The sequence below is a fragment of the Oribacterium sp. C9 genome, from assembly GCF_002007235.1.
Lineage (GTDB): Bacteria > Bacillota > Clostridia > Lachnospirales > Lachnospiraceae > Oribacterium.
Map to the genome: position 1 here is coordinate 99,543 of NZ_MUHW01000014.1, position 18,505 is coordinate 118,047.

Sequence of the window (18,505 nt, forward strand, 5' to 3'; positions counted from 1 at the left end):
GCCTGACTGAAAAGGGAGGAAAGTAAATGCAAAATGAAAAGCCATTATCCGGCGTGAGAGTGCTGGATATGACTCAGTTTGAAGCCGGTACAGTCTGCACGGAGACTCTGGCTTGGCTTGGAGCTGAAGTTTTAAAGGTGGAACGCCCGGGAACAGGAGAACTGGGCCGTTACACACAGGAAGAACCGGGTATAGACAGTTACGGATTCCTGGTAATGAACATGAACAAAAAATCAATCACCTGTAATGCAAAGACAAAAGAAGGATTCAGTCTTCTTGAAAAGCTGATGAAAAAGTGTGATGTGGTGGTTGAAAATATGGGACCGGGAAGCATGGATAAGCTGGGGTTCACCTACGATCATTGTAAAGAGCTGAATCCCGGTATCATTTATGCAAGCCTTAAGGGATTCTCTCAGGTGGGACCTTACAAGGATTATCCGGCGTTTGATCCTATAGCTACACATACAGGTGTCATGGTATCGGCGACAGGACTTCCTGAAAAACCGATAAAGTGCGGCATCTCCGTGGGAGACAGCGGAACAGGTATAATGCTGGCGCTTTCCATCATTACAGCTCTTTTACAGAGAAAAAAAACCGGAGCAGGTCAGAGAGTGGATGTTGCCATGCAGGACTTCATCATAGGACTTTCAAGAAGTCAGTGGGAGCCGTATTACAGTAACGGCTGTGTGCCTAACAGAAGAGTAGCGAACGGAATGCCGCTTGAGGATGTTGCTCCTTCCGATACATATCCCTGCAAACCTTTCGGTGTAAATGATTATGTACACATTTACTGCTCAAGAGCTCCGGGAAGTGCGCAGTGGGATAACCTATGTGATGCCATAGGAAGACATGATCTTAAGCAGGATGTCTGCCCCGAGATGGCTACTCCAAGAGAAAGATTTAAAAATAAGGAAATGTGCGACAACGCTATCAAAGACTGGCTTAAGGATAAAGATAAATTCCAAGCCATGGACTGGTTGTGTAAGCACGACATTCCTGCAGGGGCACTCCTTGATGTAAGCGATATCACCAATGACCCTCAGTACTACGAGCGTGGAATGATGGTGGAAATAGATCATCCTCAGCGTGGAAAGGTGAAGCTTCCAGGATTTGCAGCTAAATTCAGCGGCTTTGATGTTGAGTATAAGTGTTCGCCTGGACTTGGTGATTCCAATAAATATGTCTACGGGGATCTGCTTGGTCTTGATGAAAAAGAGATAGAAGATCTTAAAGAGAAGAAAGTCATCTGATTATAGGGGAGGAAAAATGATATATAAAACCTGGCGAAAACCAAATCCACACAGGCCGCTTTTCGGACGACATGAGGGTGATACGCCTGCAACAAAATTTTTTGACCAGCTTTCATTCATAGGGAATCCGGATGTGGGATGCTTTGTGCTTGAAACGAGCGAAGGACTGATACTTCTCGACTGTATGGAACCACTTTCCGAACACAGAGACTGTATAGTTAAGGGATTTGAAGATCTGGGACTTCCGTTAAGTGATCTTAAAGCAATTCTTATCACCCATGGGCATGGGGATCATTTTGGAAAGGCTGACTGGTTCAGGGAAAAAACAGGCTGCAAAATCTATATGTCTAAGGTGGATTTTGAATTTGCAAAACAAAATACCAGAGACCGTTCCGGAGTACTGAAATGGGATGTGGACGGATTTTTGGAAGACGGCGGAGCTTTCGTTCTTGGAGACACTTCAGTATATACTTATTCGACACCGGGACATTCTCCGGGCTGTATGAGCTTTATTTTCAGAGTGACTGACGAAGGAAGAGAGCACTATGTTGAGATGTGGGGAGGTTCAGGAATACCTTATTCAATGAGCGATAAGGTAAAGTATCTTCAATCCTGCACGAGCTTTGCGAAAATCGCAGAAGAGTTCGGCTGTGATGTGGAGATATCTTCTCACCCATTTATCGATAAGAGTACAGACAGGTTAAGGATAGTAAGGGACATCTTCGATGGTGTAGCGAACCCGTTTGTCATCGGAAGAGATGCCTGTGTACGTTATGAAGATATGTTCACAAATATGTGTCTTCAGAGGATGAAGGAACAGGCTCTGGCGGCTGACAAACTGCTTCCTCCTGAGCCTTTACGGAGATCGCCGAAAAAAGAAGGATGATGGAAGCGTTTCACAGTCACTTTTCTAAATATCTACAGGATAATTCCCTTTTTCCTGCATGGTTCACTTGCGGATGGAATTATCCGAATTCGTATACGACTCACCATTCAAGTTGGAAATTTCACATTCAAACCGGAGTTTCCATTTAAAATGAAAAATTATATAAAGGAGTTTAAAAATGCCTAAAAGTCAGAGATATACAAGTCAGAAGATAATGCATCTATGCATCAGTCTTTTCTTTATGTTTGTATTTGGTCTGATCTGTCCTACATGGGGACCGGTCACACGTTTGGGAGTTCAGGCTATCGGAATCTTTATCGGCGGAATCTGGATGATCGCCCAGGGATTCGGAATGGTAACACCTTCTCTTTTGATAATGTTCAGCATAGTTCTAACAGGGTTCCGAAACGGAAAAGATATAATCGCCCAGACTCTGGGATCTGAAACGGTTTGGCAGCTCATAGTGATTTTTGTAGTGCTTTATGCCCTGACAGAAAGCGGAGCTGATGCAGTTCTTGCAAGAAAAATGATTTCAAGCAAGGTACTGAACGGAAAACCGGTACTGTTCACGGTAGTTTTTTTTATTGCAATGACGGCTCTTGGCGCACTTGCATCGGCCCTTGGCGCGTACATGTTCTCAATTGCCATGATTGATTCCATCGCAAATACTGTGGGTTATGATAACAAGAGCCAGTGGAAAAAAGCGATGTATACAGGCGCAATTGTTACAGGCTCGGTAGGAGGCGGTATTCTTCCGTTCAAGGGAATGGCGCTTATGATCTTCAACCTTCTCAAGGGAGATGATAAGAGTGGTCTTTTATCGGCCGGAGTACAGATAGATCAGGTATCATATATGCTCACAGCCATTATCGCAGGAGTTCTGATTGCAGTAGCCATGGGAATCTCCATAGGAACCCTGTACAAAGCAGATTTTGCAAAGCTTAGAGATGCAGACGTGGCTTCCATTACATCTCAGGGCGGAACAACATTCAATAAACGTCAGAAATGGACCATGGGTCTTTTTGTTACCGGAGTAATGTATTCCGTTGTCATGATCTGGCTCCCGCATTCATTCCCGGGATACGAGATCATAAACGGAATCGGACAGGGATTCTGGTTCGTATTTATGGCGATCTTAATGTTTTTCATCCATATCGATGGTGAACCTTTGCTTAATCTTGACCGCTCCATGGGTAAAGCGGTGAACTGGGGAATAGTTCTTGCGGTATGTGCATTTACAGCCCTTGGTATGATGGTTTCCGACAAGGATCTTGGAGTAAGAATGTGGCTTGCTGATATCATGAATGCACTGTTCGGCAATATGCCGTTCCCGATGTTTGTTGTTGTGCTGGTACTTCTTACAATGGTATGTACCAATGTATTTTCAAACACAGCAACCGCAGTGATCATCGGTACTGTAGTAGGTCCACTTCTTGTTAATTACGGAAAGAGCGGTGTCAATGTAAGTGCAGTAATTCCCGGAATAGTAATGAGTGCGCTCTGCGCATTTATCACTATGGCAGCAGGAGGTTCAGCACCTCTATTCCTTGGTACCGAGACTATGCAGGAAAACCAGGGCTGGATACTTAAGTGGGGAATGCTGGTATTTCCTATAGTGACCATATCTTCATCCATTGCCTATATTTCATGCGCATACATTCTTTGACCCGCAGAGTGACATGAAAGATCTAAGGTTGCCGGCATAGAGTATGCAAAATCAGATGAATGTTTCTTGAATGAATAGAAATTAATCAGAAACACTTGTCGACAAGTGGACATGATGATATACTTTTCTAAATCTATGATGCAGCACATATTGCAGGGATATGTGCTGCATCATTAATGATTAAAAAAGTCCAAATTAATGCTTAAAGGAGAAGTATATGGAAAATAATGTAAAGCGCTGGCCGGTCATTGTAGTCGGTATAGCAGTAATGTTTTTTTCGGGCATCATCTATGCCTGGTCAATTTTGAAAGCACCTCTTATGGAGGAGATGGGGTGGGGAGCCTCTCAGCTCGCGCTGAACTTCACCATCACCATGTGTACCTTCTGCATAGGCGGAATGATCTCGGGAATCCTGATCAAAAGAATCAATCTGAGACTTATATTTTTAATGGCAGCAGTATGCAGTCTCTGCGGATTCTACATTTCCTCGACATTACACGAAGATGGATTAAGTCTTCTGTACCTATCCTACGGCGGACTTGCCGGACTCGGAATAGGTATAGCGTACAATGCTATCATATCTGTTGTAAATGAGTGGTTCAGCGATATGAAGGGCACTGCATCGGGTGCGCTGATGATGAGCTTTGGTGCCAGCGCCCTTGTGCTCGGAAATGTAGCCAATTCAATGATTGGAAGCATTGGCTGGAGAGTGACATATATGCTTCTTGGAGTCATGACATGTGCGGCACTGGTTGCAGCTTCACTGATACTTAAGCATAAAGATCCGAATGTTTCTTTTGCAAAAGCCGATGAAGGAACTGAACTTCATGAGAAGAATGTAAAAGCTTTTGTGATCGAGAAAACATTATCTGATTCAGATGATGCTGCTTCAGATTCAGTAAGAGAAACTTCGAAAGATGATACAATCGTAGAAAAGAAGGATTACACTACCATGGAGATGATCAAAAGACCATCTTTCCTCAGGTTCTTCCTGTTCCTTGTTCTTGCATCAGCTGTTGGAAACAGTACCATCAGTATGGCAAGAGATGTAGCAATCTTCTCAGGAGCTGAAGCAGGAGTTGCCACCATGCTTGCAGGAATACTGTCACTTTGTAATGGAGCGGGACGTCTTCTTGCAGGTGCTCTTTTCGATAAGATCGGACAGAGAAAGACCATGCTTGTAGACGGTATAATCACAATTACAGCACCGGTTCTTATGCTGCTCGCTATCTCCATGCATTCTGTACCTTTGGTTGCAATAGGTCTTGCAGTGACCGGAATAAGCTATGCATTCCAGCCGCCTGTAACATCATCAGTTGTCGCATCATTTTACGGAGCAAAGAATTTCCCTGCAAACTTCAGTGTGGCAAATACCACTCTGATACCGGCAAGCTTTGTTGCGACTATAGGTGGAGTATTGTTCACATCAACAGGATCCTATATAGCACCGTTTGTATTGCTGTTAGTATTCTCTGTTGTTTCATTTGTATTGAATCTGTCAGTAAAGAACGCATAAAAAGAACGTGTAAAAAATGGGAATACTATAAAAGATTCAAACAGACCTCCGTGGATTGGACACTTGGGTGTTAATCCATGGAGGTCTTTCTATTGTGAAGTGTACCATTTGTCAAGGATAAGTTAAGAAGGGATTTCATTAGTGCCTAAATCATCGTATATGATCCTTTCCCTATTTTTTTGACAATACCTGTTTGTTCTAAAGAGTTCAGGATTCTTTGAAGCTGTTTGGAACTGCAGTGTAGCTGATATGCATTTTTTTCAATTCCTTTTAAAGTTTTATCTTTGCAGATATATGTCATATATGAAATGACCCGCTCTGTAAGAGAAGTGGAAACTGCATCCTGTAAAGCGATATGATTTAGTCTTTCATCAAGAATTTTAGCAAGCACTCTTAGGAAAGCCGCGTTTTCAAGAAGTGCTTGTTTGCTTTCGCTGATCGGAAAAGCAAGACATCTCCGAATTCCGGAGGCTTCTCCGTAAACGCCACAATTAACAGAGTCAAAAAGCTCATTTTCTCCAAGAAATGAATCCATCTCTGAATAAGCCAGGTGGTAGCTGCTTCCGTCATTACGGACAAAGTAAATTGACAGACTTCCGGAGATGGTGATCTGAAATATGCTGCTTTCATGAAACGGAGCGACAACTATTTCTCCATCTTCGTATTCACAGATAAACATAGGTACGTTAAGATTTTTTAAAATATCTCTGTAGCGGCTCTGTGAAATTGCCGATTCAATAGCTTCTTTGTTGTAAAATCTTTTCATTTTTTTTCATCCATGGATTATTCACGATTCCAGTTCATACAATTTCGCAAGTCCGCTGATTATGTTTGAAAAATCCTTCCAGACTATCTTAAAACAGGACATATGTCCCGCTTATTGATTCGATTTTATTATAGAATATGCGTCGTTTCAATATAGAAGGAGGATTTATGTATAACGTATTTGAAGAGAAGAACATTCAAAAATCGATAGTTACCTTAGGAATTCCGACCATGCTTGGAACATTGGCTACACTTATTTATAACATGGCAGATACATATTTTGTATCGATGACCAACAATCCTGCACAGATTGCTGCAGTAACACTATGTACGCCAATTCTTTTGATCATAATGTCAATAGCCAGTATCTTCGGAATGGGTGGAAACAGTGTGATAGCGAGAATGCTTGGGGAAAAGAAATCTGATCAGGCCAGAAAATGTATAACATTTTGTAATTATGCAATGGCTGTTTCAGGGACCTTTATTCTGGTATTGGGATGTATGTGCATAAAACAGGTTGCATCGTTTGCAGGAGCAGATGATGAGAATGTGCAATTTACCTATGATTACCTCAAATGGATCTTTATCGGCGCACCGGTTATCATCCTTTCAAATGGAATGGTACATATATTCAGATCAGGAGGGCTTATTAAAGAGGCGACTATAGGTATAGTCATTGGAAATGGTGTCAATATTGTACTTGACTGGGTATTCATTGTACTAATGGGAAAGGGAACTGCCGGAGCGGCTCTTGCTACATCCATAGGTTTCCTGTGTTCGACAGTGTATTACAGTATCTGTATGGTTAAAGAGATGTTTAAGAAGAATGAACTTTACAGTCTTTCACCGAAGGATCTTGTCATCGCACCGTCAATACCGGCAAATGTTGTAAAGATAGGAATACCCGGAGCACTGATTACTGTTATGATAGGCACTTCCAATATATTACTTAATAACTACATCGGATTATATGGCTCAGATGCTGTTGCCGCATATGGAATCGCCTATAAGATTGACATGTTTCCAATAATGCTTAGTGTTGGTCTTAGTCAGGGTGTAGCGCCGCTTATGGGTTATTGTTACGGTGCAGGACATAATGAAAAACTGAAAAAAGTGATGAAATATGCAACAGCAGACGGAATTGTTCTGGGAGGTTTATTTACAGCCCTTTTTCTGATCACAAGTCCTATCCTTACAGGAGTGTTACTTTATGATAATGAACTGATTGCGGTATCAGCATCATTTTTACGTGTCCTTTCACTATCAGCGCCATGTCTCGGTATCATAAATACAATAACTGCCTATTTTCAGGCTTTGGGAAAAGCCGGAAATTCTTTGCTTATAACCATGATGAGAAACATTATCCTTTTTATCCCCGGAGTGTTTTTTCTCAATAAGGTATTTGGTCTTGACGGTGCAATAGCAGCTCAGCCGGTAGTTGAAATAATACTTGCTGTAATATGTATTATGATTTATTTGGGAAATTCAAAGGAAAAAACTGATATAGTAAAAAATCCACAAAGAATAAAGAACTCAGAAGCAGCGTAAAACAGAAAAAATGTTGACAGCGAAAAAATAAATTAGTATTATAAATGCAAGCTATTTATACGTATAAACTGAATGGATTAATAACTTTTTGGAGGTTCTATTATGAAATTTGGTTTAAGTTCTCTCGCTTGGCAGTCTCCATTTTCAAATCCTATGGAAATATTTGCCAAAGCAAAAAAGTACGGTTGTGATTCATACGAAATCTGTATAGAAGATTTTGAATCAATCGATGTCGATGAAATCAACAAGGCAAAAGAAAAGTATCAGATAGAAACAACTACAGTTTGTGGTGCATTTGGTGAAACAAGAGATGTATCATCTGATAATCCTGAGTACCGTCAGGGCGGAATTGATTATATTAAGGGCATGATAGATGTGGCTGAAAAAATAGGCTGCAGAACAGTCGTAGGCCCGATGTATTCTGCCTGCGGAAAAGCCCGTCAGCAGACTCCCGAAGAAAAAGCTCAGCAGTGGGACTGGGCAGTAGAAAATTTAAAAATTGTTGCTGCATATGCAAAGAAAAAAGAAATTCGGTTAGCTATTGAACCGCTGAATCGTTTTGAAACAGATTTTATCAATACTGTAGATCAGGGATTGGAATTGATTGACAGAATCGGTTTTGATAATGTCGGCCTTCTTTTAGATACTTTTCATATGAATATCGAGGAAGAGAACATTCCTGCTGCTATCCGAAAAGCCGGTGATAAGGTATTCCATCTTCATACATGCGCAAATAACAGAGGCATTCCCGGAAGAGATAACTTTGACTGGGCAGCGATTGCTTCAGCAGTTAAGGATATAGGCTACGATGATTATTGTGTTATCGAGTCATTTACACCGGAATGCAAGGAAATCGCCAAGTCTGCATCTGTATGGCGTGCATTCTGTGAGTCACCGGAAGCTATTCCTGAGCAGGGAATTCCGTTTTTAAGTACAGTTTTTGCATAATGAAAGAAGGTAAATCATGAAGAAGAAAATATCTATTGGAAGCTGGGCTTTTACAGGGGAGAATTTTGCAGATAACCCTATTGATCTTAAAACAGTTGTTGAAGAATTACATAGGTTGAATTTTGACGGAATCAGTATGGGTGGATTTGAACCGCATGCAAATCCAAAGAGATACAATACACCGGAGAAAAGAGCAGAACTGGCGAAATTATTAAAGGATAATAAGCTTGGAGTTGCAGATTATGCAGCTGATTTATGGAGCGTGGATTCGTTAAAACAGTCAGAAGAGTGGATTGCTCTATTCGAGGAAGCAGCTGAATTCTGTCATGAAATGGGATTTAACTGTATCCGTGTTGACAGTGGTACACAGCCGATCGTTCCGGAAGGAAAGACTTATGCACAATGCCGTGAAAAAATAGCCGATAATTTCAAGAGAATTTCAAGAATAGCAGGCAAGTACGGTCAGCAGGTTGTCTGGGAGTTTGAGCCCGGATTTATGATTAATGAGCCTAAATATATACTTGAAACCTATGAGGCAGTCAATGAGCCGAATTTCAAGATTCTTTTCGATACATGTCATGGATATATGTCATCAGTAATGGGAGCCCGTCATATTGAAGAAGATAAACTTGAAGGCGGAATTCTTGAATTTATCGAGAAGCTTGGAAACAGAATCGGATTTGTTCATCTTATTGATTCCGACGGAACATTAAATGTAACGGGAACAAGTACACATGCACCATTTGGTGAAGGAAAAATTGATTTTGATAAGGTTATTCCTGCGCTGTTGAATAAAGCAGGATACGATGGCGAATGGTGGGCGATCGATCTTTGCGAGTGGCCGGATGCATGGAATGCAATTCGTCATTGTAAAGAAACAGTTGATGCTTTTAACGAAAAATACTGCAGGTAGAAAAGGAGAAAATCAATGCTTGTTTCAATGAATGAAGTCTTGAAAGATGCATGTAAAAATGGTTATGCCATCGGGGCGTTCAATGCTTACAATCTGGAGGCATTACAGGCAATCATAGAAGCGGCGGAAGAAACCGGCAAGGGTGTAATTATTAATTATGCGGAAGTACATGCTCCATTGATTCCGCTGGAAGAAATTGCACCGATAATGGTCATGTATGCAAACAAAGCATCAGTTCCGGTATGTCTCAATCTGGATCATGGAACAACAGTAGAGTCCTGCATGACTGCTATGAGATTAGGATTTACTTCTGTAATGATTGATGCTTCTGCTTTAAGTTATGAGGATAATGTAAAGAACACGGCGCTTGTGTGTCGTTTGGCACACAGTATAGGTGTTTCTGTTGAGGCAGAGTTAGGTCATATAATCACGTCAGATATCGGAATGGATGGTGTCGAAGCTGAGGATCGGGATAAACTGGATCCGGATAGTATCTATACTGATCCTGATGTTGCAAAAGATTTCGTAGAAAAGACGGGAGTGGATGCTCTGGCAATAGCATTTGGAACAGCTCATGGTATTTATACAGTAAAACCTAAGCTTGATCTTGACCGGATAACAAGGATCAGAGAGAAAATCGATATTCCGTTTGTTATGCACGGAGGATCTGGCCTTAGCAAGGAAGAGTTCCAGACTGCTATTCGCAATGGTATTCGTAAAATAAATTATTATACCTATATGGCTCTTGTCGGCGGAAAAGCAGTTAAAGAGGCAATGGATAATGTACAGTCCGGAGAGTCTGTATTTTTCCATGATATTCCAAAAATTGCCCGTGAAGCAATGAAAAAAGACGTTATTAATGCGATTCGTATTTTTAGTTTAGAAGCTTAAGGCGGTATAAGCAGATGACAAAGGAAAGAAAAGGAATAGCTGTAGCCGGTTCTTTGATTGCGGATGTAGTCTATACAACAGATACTTATCCATCGGAAGGTTATCTTTCAAATATTCGCGGCACAAGATGGAATGCAGGCGGCAGCGGAAATATGATTTTGGATCTGGCTAAGATGGATCCGGGATTACCTGTAAAAGTCAGTGCTATAATTGGCAATGATGAAGCGGGCAACATGTTGTGGAATACCTTGGAGAGTTATCCTAATGTTAATTTAGATAATGTGACTCGAAAAGGTGTAAGTTCTGTAACGCATGTCATTCATCCGCTGGATACAAAGCAAAGAACATTCTTTTTTCAGGGAGAGGCAAGCGACAGTTATGATATAAGTGCGATTCAATGGGATAAGATTTCGAGTGAAATATTTGTGCTCGAATATCTGCTTCTCATGGAAAAAGTAGATGCCTCTGATCATGAATATGGTACACATGGAGCACGAATCCTGTGTGAAGCAAAAAAGCATGGAATGAAGACTGCAATTGATATGGTGTCAGAACAGAGTGAAAGAGCGAGGATAGTAGTCGTTCCGGCTTTGAAGTACACAGATTATTGTATTATTAATGAGCTGGAAGCTGAAGCTATTACAGGTATTGCTGTGACAGGTGAGACAGTAGAAACTGTTCTGAAAGAAATCAGGAATATGGGAGTGTCTGACTGGATTGTCATTCACACTGCAGCAGGAGCTTATGGAATGGAATGTTCAAAGGATAAGGTAACATATGTCCCGAGTTTAAAGCTGCCTGAAAACTATATCAAGGGAAATACAGGTGCCGGAGATGCTTTCTGCAGTGGTATTTTGTATGGGAAATATACAGGTATGTCCATAGAAGATGCAATGCGGTTTGCGGCAGCAGCTGCAGCATGCTCATTAGCTGAACAAAATGGAACAGACGGACTGAGAGACGCCGCTGAGATTTGGAAATTGGATTCTTTATACAGGAAATAGAAAACATTTTTAAATAGTCTTAACAAAATGGGCATCGTGACAAACAGTCACGATGCCCGTTTTTGTTTTAATAATCAAAAATGAAAAATCAGGTTTCCCGTATGATCAGTTTAGGCTCAAATGCATTATTGTTTTGCGAAATCTGCTCATCATCCGAAAAAAGCAGTTCGATAATCCGGTTACAGATTTCCTCCATAGGCTGGGCTATTGTTGTCAGTGCAGGTATAAAGAAAGAAGCAAAAGGAACATTATCATATCCAACAATACGAACATCATCCGGAACTCTGATGCCATGAAGGCTCAGCTGTCGGATTATACCTATGGCAATCAAATCCGAGGTGCTGACAATACCATCAACCGGTGTTTTACAAAGAACTTCTCCTACTTTTTTTAATTCCTGATAAAAGTCAGCATTGTTATTGATATAGTGAATATCCATAGGCTGAAATAATTCAGCATCTTTCATTGCCTGAGTGTACCCCATTAATCTATCCTGCAGGGATTCGTTTACTGCTGTCTGGTGAATAAAAGCAATTCTTTTTGCCCCTTCATCCAATAAGAATTTAGTGGCCATATATTCACCGGCGAAGCTGTTGGTTCGAACATTCATGATTCCGATCTCGGAACAGTGCGCTCCGCCTTCAAGTGCAATAATTGTTTTTCCGGAATGCTTCAGGATATTCCAGTTTTCGGGATTCGAAAACTGATATAGGACAATGATTCCGCATACATCCACAGAAAGCAGCCGCTGAATGATTTCCTGTTCAAATTCGGGATTATAGGAAGTTGTGTAGACCATAGTGTGGAGGTTTTTTTTACTGAGTAAGATTTCAAGATATTCAACCATACGTGAATAATACTGATTGACGATATCAGGCAGAATGATACCTACAATACTTGAGGTGCGTGTTTTCAATGCACGTGCATTGAAATTCGGACTGTAGTTAAGCTGTTTGATAGCCTCATAAACACGCTCTTTTACTTCATCTGATATGTTTGCAGAATTATTAATAACATAAGAAACTGTTGCCTGAGTAACCCCGGCCAGTTTCGCAACGTCGTTCATGGTTGCACGTTTAGGAGCCATAGTAGATATCCTTTCTGTTTTCTCGTTCTTAATTGTACATTTTAAAATATAAAAAAACAATTTGTAATTACTTGTGTGAAAATGGCTGATTTTTCGAAAAATCAAGTGATGAATTCGAACCGGATAACATTACTATTTTGATAAAAGGGGTAAAAATACACAAAAAATCAAATTAAATAATTAGAAAATCGACGAAGTTGCCAAAAGGGCACGGAAATTTGTTGATTGAGGTCGGAAGTGATGCTAGTATATTCCCAACAGGTTTATACGTATAAATAGCCGAATATCGTATAGAAATGTTAATTATTTTCGTATGATTTAAACGAATAAATATCATTGAAAGGAATATAAATGAATAAAATCAGACAAGTGTTTGAAGAAAATGAAGGCATTCTTCAGTTAACACCGACATGGGTTCCAAGACCTTTTAACCGCCCCGGAAGGAGACTAAGACTTCATCCTGATGATTATTTTGCAATGGGTATGGATCGAGGCGCAATAGTAGAGCGATGGTTCAGTTCTATAACACATGTGGAAACAAAAGGCGCCGGAAAATACGAGGGAATGAGTTTTGTTAATTTGGATGACAACCCTGAACATGTAATTTTGTTTAAGGACTTTATAGATGAATTAGGGGCTGAATTAATCGGTCAGGAATTGATGGATAGATATGGAACGTGGCCGATGTTTTCAAAGTTTTATGATTATCAGTATCCGCTGTTCCATCACATTCATCACACGGAAGAAGCCTGTAAGAAAGTCGGAGTTTTACCAAAGCATGAACATTATTTCTTCCCAAGGCAGTACAACAATCATTTAGGTGCTATGCCGGTCAGCTATTTTGGCTTTGATCCATCGGTATCAAAAGAAGAAGTAATGGAGAGACTTGAGAATTACTCAAAATGTGATACCCGAATAACTGAATTATCCAGGGCATTCAGGATTGAACTTGATACAGGATGGTACACACCCGCAGGTGTTGTGCATGCACCGGGTTCTCTTTGCACATATGAACCACAGTGGAACAGTGATGCAATGGCTATTTGGGAAAATGTCGTAAATGGTGAAGTCTTCCATGAAGATGATTTAAGAGCTTATATTCCGGAAGATGAAAAATCTGATTTAAAGAACATTTTTGAGGTAGCAGATTGGGAATTGAATACAGCACCGGATTATCGTGAAAGATTTTTCCATAGACCACAGAATGAGTTTTCTGATGAGACTTGCAGTCAGGACTGGATCGTATACGGTAATGAATACGTAGGTGCCAAGGAACTGACCGTATATCCGGGACAGACAGCAATTGTAAGTGATCCTTGTGCATACGGCTGTCTTGTTATTCAGGGTCATGGAACAATCGGAAAGTATGAGTGTGAATCGCCGACTCTCATCCGTTATGGAGAGTTGACAGCAGATGAATTCTTTGTAAGTAAACCGGCTGCTGAAAAGGGAGTAAAGATCACGAATACATCGAAGTATGAACCGCTTGTGATTTTGAAGCATTTCGGTCCGGATGGAAAAATCCTGCAGGGTTCAGGAACAAGAACAAAAACTAAAAAATAAATCTAAAAGACAAGGAGATAAAAAATGAAGGGAACAATGAAAGTTAACAGATTTATGGAACCATTAAAAATGGTGTATCGTGAGGAAGCCATTCCGCAAATCGATCCAACCGAGGTTCTGATAAAGGTAAAAGCGACCGGTATCTGTGGTTCGGATTTGGTTTATTACTATGGAGAGAGTCCGCTTGATACAGCTGACGGAAAAGGTCCACTGATTCTCGGACATGAATTTTCAGGTGAAGTTGTTGAAATCGGTGAAGCAGTAAAGCCGTTAAATTTGTTTGAGGTTGGCGATCATGTTGCTGTAAATCCTGTACAGACATGTGGTGCCTGTCCTGCATGCATGCGTGGAGAATTTAATGAGTGTACACATGCCGGAGTAATCGGAACAAGCGTGGACGGCGCTATGGCTGAGTACGTTAAAGCAAAGTATACAAATGTATTTAAGATCGATCCTTCAATTCCTTTTGAACATGCTGCCATTTCTGAGCCCCTTGCATGTGCGACACATGCCGTAAACAGACTTGATATTTTACCCGGTCAGACAGTTGTAATTTATGGAGTTGGCGGAATCGGATTAATGATGACTCAGCTTTGTAAGGCATTTGGTGCAGCAAAGGTAATTGTTGTAGCGAGAAAGGATTATGGATTAGAGAAGGCTATTGAGTGCGGTGCAGATCATGTGATCAATAATACAAGAACAGATTCTCCGTACTATGCGTCTGATGTAGCTGCCAGAGTCAGAGAACTGAATGGCGGAGAGCTTGCACAGAGAGCGATTCTTGCGGCAGGCAGCATTGAGGCACTCCAGGATTCGTTAAATGTAACAGGTCCTTGTGCAACTATTGTATTTTTTGGACAGGCCGGTCCTAATGATAAGCTTGCAGTTCCTGTGCTTGATTGCCTGAAGGCAGAGAAAACTTTGAAGTTCTCATGGCTTGCCCCTCTTGTATGGGATCAGGTATTCAAACTTATTGCCAGCGGCCAGGTTGATTTAAGCAAGATCATTACTCATAAGTTTTCTCTTGAAGACGCGGAGAAAGGAATCAGATTTATGAGGGAATCAAAGGAACCAAAAGTTAAGGGTGTTATTATTGTAGATCCGAAACAATAATACTTTGCATTATTCGTGGAGGAAAAAAGTGAAAAGTCATTCAAAAGGGCTGGGGAAATACGGCAGTTTACTGGTTTTGTATTGTTTTCTTACGTTTCTCATTTTTAGTTTGGGAAATGGAACTATGAACGTTGCAGTTGCTTTATTTGAGGAAAGAAACGGCTGGAATCAGACCTATTTACTGTCACTTCAGTCTATCGGTGCCTGGACTGCAATTCTGTTTATATTTATCATCGGTCAGTTATATGGAAAAGGTAAGATCAAACTTCGTAAGCTGATTTTATCAGCAGGCTGTTTATATGCCGTGGGTATCTTCCTCTGGGGACAGCTTACAAATCTTATATTATTCACATGTGCGTTTATTGTCTGTTACATTGCATATCCGTTATGGGGAACTTTGGGAAACCATTCGCTCATTAACAACTGGTTTCCACGCAAAAAAGCACTGGTTACAGGTATAACAACGATCGGATTTCCTTTAGGTACTGGGCTTGGATCTATAGTTTTTACTGTTTTGAACAGGAAACTGGGATTTTCCAATGCCTACATTGTATTAGGAGTAGCTGCACTTGTCATATGTTTATTTGGTTTTTTTACATTTTCTGAATATCCGGAGCAGAGAGGTCAGTTTCCTGATAATGATCATAACATGACTAAGGAACAGGCTAAGGCTATTCTGGAAGAAGGACAGCGACTTAGTGAAAACAGTCCATGGACGATAAAACGTCTTCTCAGGACAAAAGAAGTCTGGTTACTTGGAATCTCAAATGCATATTTGTTTGCAATTGCTTCAGGATGTATGGGAACAATGGTTCCGAGACTGCTTTCAACAGGAAGATATTCGCCTGATCAGGCAGTGGTCTATTTAATGATCGCAGCTTTCTGCGCCTGCCCGGGGAGCTTTCTGTGTGGCTTTATTGCACATAAGACATCACCGAAGACAGGACTTATCTTCACAATTCTTTCCTGCGTGCTTGCTTGTATTATGAATATAATTCCTTCTACACCATTGCTTGTTATTTCACTTATCTTAATTGGTATCGGTACAGGCGGATCAGCAAACTTTATTATGTCTATGACATCAGAGTACTGGGGAAGATACAATTTTCAGAAAGCTTATCCGACAGTTCTTACAATCAATCAGCTTGTAGGAAGCGGAGGGCCAATGCTTATGGCAGTTGTAGCTGCAAAAGCAAACTGGGATGTATCGTACATCGTTATGGCCGTTTTAGGTGTAGCCGCAACAATTATTGCACTTCCTATAAAGAAGGGATTTGTTGAAAGGGCAGAAGAACGTTTTGCAAAGGAATCATTTACTACAGCGGAATCTCTTATATAAAATGCGGGCGGGATTCCGCATTAAAATCAAAGAGATATAGAGAAATGGAGAGATAAAAAAATGAAGTACTCTTTTAGTTTGGGAACCACAAGTTGTGCATCAAATCTGGCACTTTGGTATTGGAATGAGATGTATGAAATGATTGGTGTGTGTGGTTATGAAGGTCTGGAAATTCCATTTCAGGCATGGTCATTTAACGGAGGAAGAGGCGGCGCACCAGTTTGTGCTGAAGCAATTCGATCAAAATATGGTTCAGCGGCTAGTTATCAGAAATTCCTTCAGGACTGTGGAATCAGGTCTGGACTATCTGGTTTACATATTTCAGGACAGAACATTTTATTAACTATGCTTGATGAGCATGTTCCAAGAGAAAAATATTTTGAAAAATGTTTAGAGCTGGCATCGGAAACAATCGGTGTTCTTTCAGATGCAGGAAGTAAAAATCTGATAGTTTCACCTTCACCTATGTTTGGAATGACTCAGGGCGTATTCCATGGATCTGATGTTCTGGAAAGCTTTGAAGAAAGAACTGCAGAAACCATAATAAAAATAAATGATATGGCGAAGAAATCAGGAATTACAGTATCTGTCAGAAATGAGTTCTACGGTATGTTCCGTGGCGAATTGGTTGATTCTCTCATGGATAAGCTTCCGAAATCTGTATTGTACAGTCCGGACCTGGCACAGCTTCATATCGCAGGAACAGATCCGATAGCCATGATTAAAAAATATGCAGGAAGACTTTGCTGTGTAAAGATGAATGATACTGAATTTGTAGATAAGATGGGTCTCTTTGCCACTCCTTTACCGGAAGCACCTCAGGAGGGAATGCAGCAGAGAGTGTACTGCACATTTGGAAATGGCGATGTTGATATGGTTGGTGCTTACAATGCACTTAAAAATGCCGGCTATGATGAGTGGATCACCATGGAGTCAAAGGAAGCATTCCAGATTGAAAAGACAATGATGAAGATGCAGGCATATAAGAAGAAATTCTTTGTGTAAAGCGGAGGTGTAAAGATGGAAAATATTAAATACAGCTTTCAGATGAATATGTGGGGAGTGCCTCAGTTTAAAGAAATTCATAATCTTGGAGAGTGGTATGATAAGGACTTCACAGCAAATGGTTATTTCATGGATTGGGATAACATTTTAAAGTACCTTTCCACAGCCGGGTATAAGGGAATTGAATTAGTCTGGTATCAGATTGATTTTATCAAGATGCAGTTTGGCAGCCTGAAGAATTTTACTGAGTTTATAAAGAAGAGAGGCATCGAAAAGGTTACAGGCGGATTCAGTATCAACATGGGATCAGAAAAAGCAGAAAATCTGCCGGGAATTCTTGAATATCAGAAGAAGATAATTGATGATCTTGCTGAACTGAATGCAGAAACTCTGATCATCATGCCGGCCGGACAGTATTACGGAACCGGTCCTTTAAGTGATCAACAGTTACAGAATGTCGCTACTGCATTAAATGAAGTCGGAAAGATGGCAGCAGAGAAGGGACTTGACGTTTCGATTCATAATGAATTCTGGTGTGCTGTCAATTTAAGCAATCATGAGAAACTGCTTGAGTTAACAGATCCGAGATACGTAAAATACTGCCTTGATACGGCTCAGGTTTCCATCATGGGTGTCGATATTGTAGATTTTTATGACAGATGGCATGAGAGAGTAAAGTATATGCACCTTAAGGATACAAACAAGAAGAGTCTGCCTGAATCAGAAAGATTCAAGGCCGGTGCAGAGTATGATGATGAAGGTAAGCGCTGGTTCTACGAGCTGGGTGCCGGTTGTGTGAATATGACAGGTCTCTACGAAAAGATGAAAAAGCATGAGTTTAAGGGTTGGGCTACAGTTGAGGCCGATGGTGCTCCTGATAATCTTGCAGCCATGCTTTTGTCAAAATGGTATATAGACAATATTTTGTCGCCAATTTACAAATGATTTTTTTATGAAAAGGAGCATTCCTGTAATTCATAAATAAGCGCCAATTGAATAGAAAAGAACCTC

16 protein-coding genes are annotated in these 18,505 nt (G+C 40.7%); 14 read left to right on the forward strand and 2 right to left on the reverse strand.

All coding sequences use genetic code 11. From position 1 onward, the window contains the following. Positions 1 to 26 precede the first annotated feature (26 nt). From BXO88_RS10080 to BXO88_RS10095, 4 genes are all read left to right on the forward strand, one after another. A complete protein-coding gene (locus BXO88_RS10080; protein WP_078037606.1) occupies positions 27 to 1,250 on the forward strand; it encodes a CaiB/BaiF CoA transferase family protein in 1,224 nt (407 codons plus the stop codon). A 16-nt stretch (positions 1,251 to 1,266) separates the two neighbouring features. Beyond that, positions 1,267 to 2,136 (forward strand): MBL fold metallo-hydrolase, encoded by an 870-nt coding sequence (locus BXO88_RS10085; RefSeq protein WP_078037607.1) that lies wholly within the window; start codon positions 1,267 to 1,269, stop codon positions 2,134 to 2,136. Positions 2,137 to 2,314: 178 nt separating this feature from the next. Then, positions 2,315 to 3,802, forward strand: coding sequence for a hypothetical protein (locus BXO88_RS10090; RefSeq protein ID WP_078037608.1), 1,488 nt, complete (start codon positions 2,315 to 2,317; stop codon positions 3,800 to 3,802). Positions 3,803 to 4,019: 217 nt separating this feature from the next. Beyond that, on the forward strand, positions 4,020 to 5,318 hold the full coding sequence (locus BXO88_RS10095; RefSeq protein WP_078037609.1) for an MFS transporter: 1,299 nt from the start codon (positions 4,020 to 4,022) through the stop codon (positions 5,316 to 5,318). A gap of 145 nt (positions 5,319 to 5,463) precedes the next feature. Here the strand turns inward: BXO88_RS10095 and BXO88_RS10100 are convergent, their stop codons facing one another. Next, positions 5,464 to 6,084, reverse strand: coding sequence for a Crp/Fnr family transcriptional regulator (locus BXO88_RS10100; RefSeq protein WP_078037610.1), 621 nt, complete (start codon positions 6,082 to 6,084; stop codon positions 5,464 to 5,466). A gap of 167 nt (positions 6,085 to 6,251) precedes the next feature. On the opposite strand from BXO88_RS10100, the gene BXO88_RS10105 reads away from it, so the two are divergent. From BXO88_RS10105 to BXO88_RS10125, 5 genes are all read left to right on the forward strand, one after another. Beyond that, positions 6,252 to 7,631 (forward strand): MATE family efflux transporter, encoded by a 1,380-nt coding sequence (locus tag BXO88_RS10105; RefSeq protein ID WP_168171680.1) that lies wholly within the window; start codon positions 6,252 to 6,254, stop codon positions 7,629 to 7,631. Between the two features lie 102 nt (positions 7,632 to 7,733). Continuing rightward, positions 7,734 to 8,579: a sugar phosphate isomerase/epimerase family protein gene (locus tag BXO88_RS10110; protein WP_078037612.1), complete on the forward strand. Its 846-nt coding sequence runs from the start codon at positions 7,734 to 7,736 to the stop codon at positions 8,577 to 8,579. Positions 8,580 to 8,595: 16 nt separating this feature from the next. Beyond that, positions 8,596 to 9,492: a sugar phosphate isomerase/epimerase family protein gene (locus BXO88_RS10115; RefSeq protein WP_078037613.1), complete on the forward strand. Its 897-nt coding sequence runs from the start codon at positions 8,596 to 8,598 to the stop codon at positions 9,490 to 9,492. 15 nt (positions 9,493 to 9,507) lie between these two features. Continuing rightward, a complete protein-coding gene (locus BXO88_RS10120; protein WP_078037614.1) occupies positions 9,508 to 10,383 on the forward strand; it encodes a class II fructose-bisphosphate aldolase in 876 nt (291 codons plus the stop codon). A gap of 14 nt (positions 10,384 to 10,397) precedes the next feature. Further along, on the forward strand, positions 10,398 to 11,387 hold the full coding sequence (locus BXO88_RS10125) for a carbohydrate kinase family protein (RefSeq protein WP_078037615.1): 990 nt from the start codon (positions 10,398 to 10,400) through the stop codon (positions 11,385 to 11,387). 88 nt (positions 11,388 to 11,475) lie between these two features. On the opposite strand, the gene BXO88_RS10130 is transcribed toward BXO88_RS10125, so the two are convergent. Beyond that, complete coding sequence (locus tag BXO88_RS10130) at positions 11,476 to 12,474, reverse strand: LacI family DNA-binding transcriptional regulator (protein WP_078037616.1); 999 nt, start codon at positions 12,472 to 12,474, stop codon at positions 11,476 to 11,478. Positions 12,475 to 12,825: 351 nt separating this feature from the next. On the opposite strand from BXO88_RS10130, the gene BXO88_RS10135 reads away from it, so the two are divergent. The 5 genes from BXO88_RS10135 (at position 12,826) to BXO88_RS10155 (ending at position 18,439) form a co-directional block, all read left to right on the forward strand. Next, positions 12,826 to 14,037 (forward strand): hypothetical protein, encoded by a 1,212-nt coding sequence (locus BXO88_RS10135; protein WP_078037617.1) that lies wholly within the window; start codon positions 12,826 to 12,828, stop codon positions 14,035 to 14,037. A 24-nt stretch (positions 14,038 to 14,061) separates the two neighbouring features. Further along, a complete protein-coding gene (locus BXO88_RS10140) occupies positions 14,062 to 15,150 on the forward strand; it encodes a zinc-dependent alcohol dehydrogenase (protein WP_078037618.1) in 1,089 nt (362 codons plus the stop codon). A 124-nt stretch (positions 15,151 to 15,274) separates the two neighbouring features. Beyond that, positions 15,275 to 16,489, forward strand: a complete 1,215-nt coding sequence (locus BXO88_RS10145) for an MFS transporter (protein ID WP_078037619.1) — start codon at positions 15,275 to 15,277, stop codon at positions 16,487 to 16,489. 60 nt (positions 16,490 to 16,549) lie between these two features. Next, positions 16,550 to 17,494 (forward strand): sugar phosphate isomerase/epimerase family protein, encoded by a 945-nt coding sequence (locus tag BXO88_RS10150; RefSeq protein ID WP_078037620.1) that lies wholly within the window; start codon positions 16,550 to 16,552, stop codon positions 17,492 to 17,494. 15 nt (positions 17,495 to 17,509) lie between these two features. Further along, on the forward strand, positions 17,510 to 18,439 hold the full coding sequence (locus tag BXO88_RS10155; RefSeq protein ID WP_078037621.1) for a sugar phosphate isomerase/epimerase family protein: 930 nt from the start codon (positions 17,510 to 17,512) through the stop codon (positions 18,437 to 18,439). Positions 18,440 to 18,505: the final 66 nt, after the last annotated feature.

Excerpts from the sequence above, each read along its gene's own strand:
- BXO88_RS10140 (WP_078037618.1), top strand. The coding sequence starts at position 14,062 with ATGAAGGGAACAATGAAAGTTAACAGATTTATGGAACCATTAAAAATG.
- BXO88_RS10120 (WP_078037614.1), top strand. The coding sequence starts at position 9,508 with ATGCTTGTTTCAATGAATGAAGTCTTGAAAGATGCATGTAAAAATGGT.
- BXO88_RS10150 (WP_078037620.1), top strand. The coding sequence starts at position 16,550 with ATGAAGTACTCTTTTAGTTTGGGAACCACAAGTTGTGCATCAAATCTG.
- BXO88_RS10100 (WP_078037610.1), bottom strand. The coding sequence starts at position 6,084 with ATGAAAAGATTTTACAACAAAGAAGCTATTGAATCGGCAATTTCACAG.
- BXO88_RS10125 (WP_078037615.1), top strand. The coding sequence starts at position 10,398 with ATGACAAAGGAAAGAAAAGGAATAGCTGTAGCCGGTTCTTTGATTGCG.
- BXO88_RS10155 (WP_078037621.1), top strand. The coding sequence starts at position 17,510 with ATGGAAAATATTAAATACAGCTTTCAGATGAATATGTGGGGAGTGCCT.
- BXO88_RS10135 (WP_078037617.1), top strand. The coding sequence starts at position 12,826 with ATGAATAAAATCAGACAAGTGTTTGAAGAAAATGAAGGCATTCTTCAG.
- BXO88_RS10085 (WP_078037607.1), top strand. The coding sequence starts at position 1,267 with ATGATATATAAAACCTGGCGAAAACCAAATCCACACAGGCCGCTTTTC.
- BXO88_RS10110 (WP_078037612.1), top strand. The coding sequence starts at position 7,734 with ATGAAATTTGGTTTAAGTTCTCTCGCTTGGCAGTCTCCATTTTCAAAT.
- BXO88_RS10095 (WP_078037609.1), top strand. The coding sequence starts at position 4,020 with ATGGAAAATAATGTAAAGCGCTGGCCGGTCATTGTAGTCGGTATAGCA.
- BXO88_RS10115 (WP_078037613.1), top strand. The coding sequence starts at position 8,596 with ATGAAGAAGAAAATATCTATTGGAAGCTGGGCTTTTACAGGGGAGAAT.
- BXO88_RS10080 (WP_078037606.1), top strand. The coding sequence starts at position 27 with ATGCAAAATGAAAAGCCATTATCCGGCGTGAGAGTGCTGGATATGACT.
- BXO88_RS10130 (WP_078037616.1), bottom strand. The coding sequence starts at position 12,474 with ATGGCTCCTAAACGTGCAACCATGAACGACGTTGCGAAACTGGCCGGG.
- BXO88_RS10145 (WP_078037619.1), top strand. The coding sequence starts at position 15,275 with ATGAACGTTGCAGTTGCTTTATTTGAGGAAAGAAACGGCTGGAATCAG.
- BXO88_RS10105 (WP_168171680.1), top strand. The coding sequence starts at position 6,252 with ATGTATAACGTATTTGAAGAGAAGAACATTCAAAAATCGATAGTTACC.
- BXO88_RS10090 (WP_078037608.1), top strand. The coding sequence starts at position 2,315 with ATGCCTAAAAGTCAGAGATATACAAGTCAGAAGATAATGCATCTATGC.